At 72.7% G+C, this 5,369-nt stretch carries 3 protein-coding genes and 1 pseudogene; all 4 read left to right on the plus strand.

Annotated elements, in window-relative coordinates; all coding sequences use genetic code 11:
* Nucleotides 1-461, plus strand: a pseudogene (locus C667_RS19860) (hypothetical protein); the annotation flags it as partial.
* 15 nt (nt 462-476) lie between these two features.
* Entirely contained in the window at nt 477-1,187 is a 711-nt protein-coding gene (locus C667_RS19865) for a hypothetical protein (RefSeq protein ID WP_004378768.1), read from the plus strand.
* 4 nt (nt 1,188-1,191) lie between these two features.
* Nucleotides 1,192-2,298, plus strand: coding sequence for a tRNA (uridine(54)-C5)-methyltransferase TrmA (trmA, locus tag C667_RS19870; protein ID WP_004378770.1), 1,107 nt, complete (start codon nt 1,192-1,194; stop codon nt 2,296-2,298).
* Nucleotides 2,299-2,319: 21 nt separating this feature from the next.
* On the plus strand, nt 2,320-5,112 hold the full coding sequence (locus C667_RS19875; RefSeq protein ID WP_004378772.1) for an AAA family ATPase: 2,793 nt from the start codon (nt 2,320-2,322) through the stop codon (nt 5,110-5,112).
* Nucleotides 5,113-5,369: the final 257 nt, after the last annotated feature.

Raw genomic sequence — 5,369 nt, forward strand, 5'->3', positions numbered from 1 at the left:
TGGCGGCCGAGGCCTGCGCGAGCGTGCCCGAGCTGCCGCTGCTCGCCGGCGGCCACGAGCTGCTCGACCGCGCCGAGGCCTTGCTCGAAGGCGGCGGCAGCGCCACCCCGGCCGACACCACCCTGCCCCCGGCCGACGAGGCCGCGACCGGCTTCGCACCCCAGGCCGAGGATCTGCGCCTGCTCGAGCACTTCACCCATCGCCTCGAGGCCCTGCCCGCGCCGCAGCCGCTGCACCGCATCATCGCGGGCGGCGGCTTCGCACCGGCGAGCTACCGCCTGTCGCTGCTCGCCCTGCTCGCCGACGGCGCCGAGAGCGGTCCCGAGGAGGGCCCCGTGGGCAGCTTCATGCGCCTGCCGCTGGAGGTCGAGTTCGGCGACACGCTGACCGCCGTCGGCGAGGACGAGATCGCCGCGATGACGCTCGGCGAGGTACGCCCGCGCACCGCCACCCCGGCCTGAGCCACCAGGATTTCCATGGAACACGAACTCAAGACCCTCACCGCGCGCCTGCTCGCGCAGCGCTGGCTGCCGCGCAGCGACCGCCTGGTGCGGCGCGCGCTGGTGGACGAGACCTTCCGCCTCGAGCTCGACCGGCGCCTCGCCGACGTCGGCCTGCGCCTGCTCGACAACCCCTACGCCGCCCACGTCGGCGTCGCGCTGCAGCCCGATCTGGCCGAGCCGGTGTTCGGCGCCGGGCGCGAGTACGCCGCCAGCAACCTGGGCCTCGGCCGCGACGAGATCGCCCTGCTGGTCATCCTCTGGGCGCTGATCGTGCTGCCCAAGCGCGAGCGCCAGGTCACCCGGCGCGAGCTGGTCGACGACGGCCAGACCGACCTCTTCGGCGGCGACAAGCCGGTGGCACACGGCGACGCGGTCTCGGGCACGCTCACCGAGGCCTCGCTGATCGCCGACTTCGGCCCGCGCCTGGGTGGCCGCACCAAGGTGCGCAACTTCATGCTCGGCAAGCTCGCCCGCCTCGGCTTCATCGAGCGCCGCAACGGCCTCATCACCGAGGGCCCGCTGCTCGACCTCGCCCTCGACTACCGCGTGATGGCCGACCGCATCATCCACGGCACCCTGGGCGAGATCCTCGACGCCGCCGGCCACCCGCCGCCCGCGCACAACGCCTTCGAGCTCGCCGAGGTCCTGCCCGACGAGGCCGAAGCCCTCGACGAGGAAGACTGAGCCCATGCCCCTGCCCCACATCGACCCCACGCGCTACGAGGACCAGCTCGCCGCCAAGCTCGACCGCTACCGCGCCGACTTCGCCGAGTTCGACCTGCCCGAGCCCGCGGTCTTCCGCTCCACGCCCCTGCATTACCGCCTGCGCGCCGAGTTCCGCCTGTGGCACCACGAGGGCCGCATCGACTACGCGATGTTCGATAGCGCCGACCCGAAGCAGCCCATCCTGCTCGAGACCTTCCCCGCCGCCGCCGAACCCATCGCCACCCTGATGCCGCGGCTGCGCGACGCGCTCCAGGCGAGCGAGCCGCTGCGGCGCAAGATCTTCCAGGTCGACTTTCTCGCCACCCTGAGCGGCGAGTGCCTGGTGAGCCTGGTCTACCACCGCCCCCTGGACGAGGCGTGGGAAGCCGCGGCAGGCACGCTCGCCGCGGAACTGAACATCCAGCTCATCGGCCGCAGCCGCAAGCAGAAGATCGTGCTAGGGCGCGACTGGGTACAGGAGGTGCTTGACGTCGACGGCCAGGCCCTTCGCTACCAGCAGTTCGAAGGCAGCTTCACCCAGCCCAACGGCGGGGTGAACCAGCACATGCTGGGCTGGACGCGCGCGCAGGCGAAGATCGTGGGCGCGGCCCCGCAAGGCCCGGGCGACCTGCTCGAGCTCTACTGCGGCAACGGCAACTTCACCGTCGCGCTGGCGCCCTTGTTCGGCCGCGTGCTCGCCACCGAGATGAGCAAGACCTCGGTGACTGCCGCGCACACCAACCTCGCCGACAACCATGTAGCCAACGTGACCATGGTGCGCATGGCGAGCGAGGAGATCAGCGACGCGCTCGCCGGGGGGCGCGAATACCGCCGCATGGCGGGCGTGGACCTGGCCGGCTACCGCTTCTCCACGCTATTCGTCGACCCGCCGCGTGCCGGCCTCGACGACGGCACGATCGCGCTGGCGAAGGGCTTCGACCACATCCTCTACATCTCCTGCAACCCGGAGACCTTGCGCGCCAACGTCGCCGCCCTCGCCGCCACCCACCGCATCGCCGCGGCGGCCGCCTTCGACCAGTTCCCCTACACCCACCACCTCGAGTGCGGGCTGCTGCTGCAGCGGCGCTGAGCCTCACCGCGACCCCGGCCCATGTTCCACATCAAGACCCTCGAGCTCGTCCACTGGGACTTCTGGCGGCGCTTCGCGCTGCCGCTGGACGCGCAGATCATCACCATTGTCGGCCCCAACGGCTCGGGCAAGACCACGCTGCTCGACGCCCTGCGCACGCTGTTCGCGCTGCGCTGCTCGGGCAAGCGCGACTTCCGCCGCTACGTGCGCCGCGCCGACCGCAGCTTCGCGTGGATCCGCGCGGTGGTCGCCAACCTGCCCGGCCACACCGGCAAGCGGCCCTTCTTCCCCTGCCTCTCCGACGAGGTCACGCTCGCCTGCCGCATCCGCAAGGCCGGCGGCGACTGGATCCGCGACTACACCATCGTCGACGGCAACCTGACGATCGAGGCGCTGGAGAGCTCCAACGACTGGATCGGCCTGCGCGACTACCAGCACCGCCTCGCCTGGGGCGGCCTGACCCCGGCGATCACCAAGGTGCTGGCGCTCGAGCAGGGCGACACCGACAAGCTGTGCGAATACTCGCCCAAGGCGCTGCTCGAGCTCGTCTTCGACGTCTTCGGCGACAAGGAGGTGCTGGACAACTACCAGGCCGCGCGCGAGGAGCAGAAGTCCGCCGAGCGCGAGCTCGGCGAGCTCGGCATCGACCTCGACCGCCTCAAGACCCAGGCCGAGGAGAAGAAGGCCGAGGCCAACCGCTACCTGGAGTGGAAGCAGCTCGCCGACGAGATCCACGCGCTGGAAGCCGAGATCGTGCCGCGCCTGGAGGTCGCCGAGCTCGAGCGCGAGCTCGCCGCCGAGCGCGAGGCCCTGTACCGCGTCGGCCACGAGCGCGCCGACAAGCTCGTCGAGCAGCGCGAGTCGCGCCAGCGCCTGGAGATCGTGCGCGCCGAGCAGGAGGCGGCGCAGGCCGAGCGCAAGCGCCTGAAGGACGACGACCGCGCTTCCGAGCAGCGCTACCTCGCCGCCCACGACCGCGTGCGCGACCTCGACCGCCTGTTGGAAGAGCGCGACATGCTGCGCGCCCAGCTCGCCAGCGAGCACGGCGCCGACGCCGTGGCGCTGGAGAAGGAGCACGAGGAGGCCGACGCCGCGCTCGCCGCGCTGCGGCGCAAGGAGCGCGAGCTGGTCGCCGCCTTCGAAGAGCGCAGCGAGACCCTGCGCGGCGAGCGCAACCGCGCCGGCGCGCCGGGCGACGCCGAGGTCGCGCGCTTCCGCGTCAGGCTGAGCGCCGAGGGCATCGCCCACCGCAGCCTCGCCGAGGTGGTGGAGGTCACCGACCCCGCCTGGCAGGCCGCGCTCGAAGCCATCCTGCGCCCCTACCGCCACCTCGTCCTGCTCGAACGCGAATCCGACCGCCACGCCGCCTGGGCGCTCGGCGAGCGCGAGCGCTTCCGCCACTTCATCGTGGCCGAGCGCGAGTCCGCCCCGCCGCCGCGCCCGATGAGCCTGGCCGAGGTGGTGGAGTTCGGCGCGCCGGTGCCGCGCTGGCTCTCCGATCTGCTCAACCGCATCCGCCGCGTCGACGACGCCGAGGCCGCGCGCGCGCTGCCGCGCGAGCAGGAGTGGATCACCCGCGACGGCTACCACCGCGAGCGCCGCGGCGCCCGCCACCTCGGCCGGCCGCAGGAGTTCCACTTCGGCGAGCTCGCGCGCCAGTCGCGCATCGCCGTGTTGCAGGACGAGATCGGCGGCCTCGACAGGCAGCTCCAGGCCCTGCGCCCGAAGCTCGACGCCGCCAGCGCCCGCCTCACCACGCTGCGCCAGCGCCTGCTCGGCCTGCAGTCGGCGCAGCTGCTCGCCGCCCGCGCCGAAGCCTACGCCAGCGCCGAGGCCGAGCTGCCCGCCGCGCGCAAGGCGCTCACCGAGGCGATCGCCGAACGCAGCGACACCCGCGGTGAGATCGACCGTCTCGCCGAGAAGGTCAACGGCATCCAGATCGAGCTCGACCGCCGCAACCGCGAACTCAAGGCCATCGAGCTGCGCCTGGCCGACATCGCGCGCGAGCACGGCCCGCGCCGCCACGCCCAGGCCGAGCGCATCCTCGCCCTGCGCCGGCGCCGGCGCGGCATGCCGGCGCACTGGCTGGACGCCGCCGAGCTCGCCCTGCTGGCCGAGAAATACGGCGACGCACGCGGCGCCCGCCTGCAGCTCGAGCGCCTGCGCCGCCACCTCGACGAGGGCGAGTGGATCACCGACCCCGCGGTGCTGGTGGTGCGCGACCGCCTCGGCGCCGACGTCGCGCTGCGCGAGCGCGACTACCTCAACCGCCAGGGCTACTGCGCGACCGCGCGCCTGCACACCGACAACGCCCGCGCCGCCTACATCGCCAAGCTGCGCGCCACGGTGCGCCAGTACGCGAAGAACCTCAAGGCGCTCGGCGAGCTCGCCAACCTCAGCGTGGACTGCCCCACCCCGCACCTCGAGAACGACGACCTCTCGCTCGCCCAGGCCGGGCTCGAGGTGCGCTTCGACTTCGACCGCAAGGGCGCAGTGGGCCTCAACGACGGCGAGGCCTCGGGCGGCCAGCAGGTCATGAAGTCGCTGATCCTCCTGATCGGCCTGCTGATGGACGAGTCCCGCCCCGGCGGCTTCGTCTTCATCGACGAGCCCTTCGCGCACCTGGACGTCGCCAACATCGACCGCGTCGGCACCTTCCTGCGCGCCACCCGCGCGCAATACCTGATCACCACCCCGGTCACCCACAACGCCAACGTCTTCGCCCCGGCCCAGCTCACGCTGGTCACGCGCAAGAAGCCGCCCGGCACCGACTGGGCACCGCCGATCGGGGTGCTGCAGCGGGCGGTGGACTGAGGGTCGAGCCCGTCGCAAACTCCACCGCCCGCCCCAGCCGCCCCGAGCCGCGAGGTTTCATGTAGGAGCGCCGGCAGGCGCGAAAGCGGCGCTGCAGCGGGCGGTGGACTGAGGGTCGAGGCCGTCGCAAGCACCACCGCCCGCCCCAGCCACCCCGAGCCGCGAGGTTTCATGTAGGAGCGCCGGCAGGCGCGAAAGCGGCGCGCGGAAATTCGACGTCGGCGGGTACACCCGCGGCCGCATTCGCGCCTGCCGGC

This window comes from Thauera phenylacetica B4P (assembly GCF_000310225.1).
In the GTDB taxonomy this organism is placed as follows: Bacteria; Pseudomonadota; Gammaproteobacteria; order Burkholderiales; family Rhodocyclaceae; genus Thauera; species Thauera phenylacetica.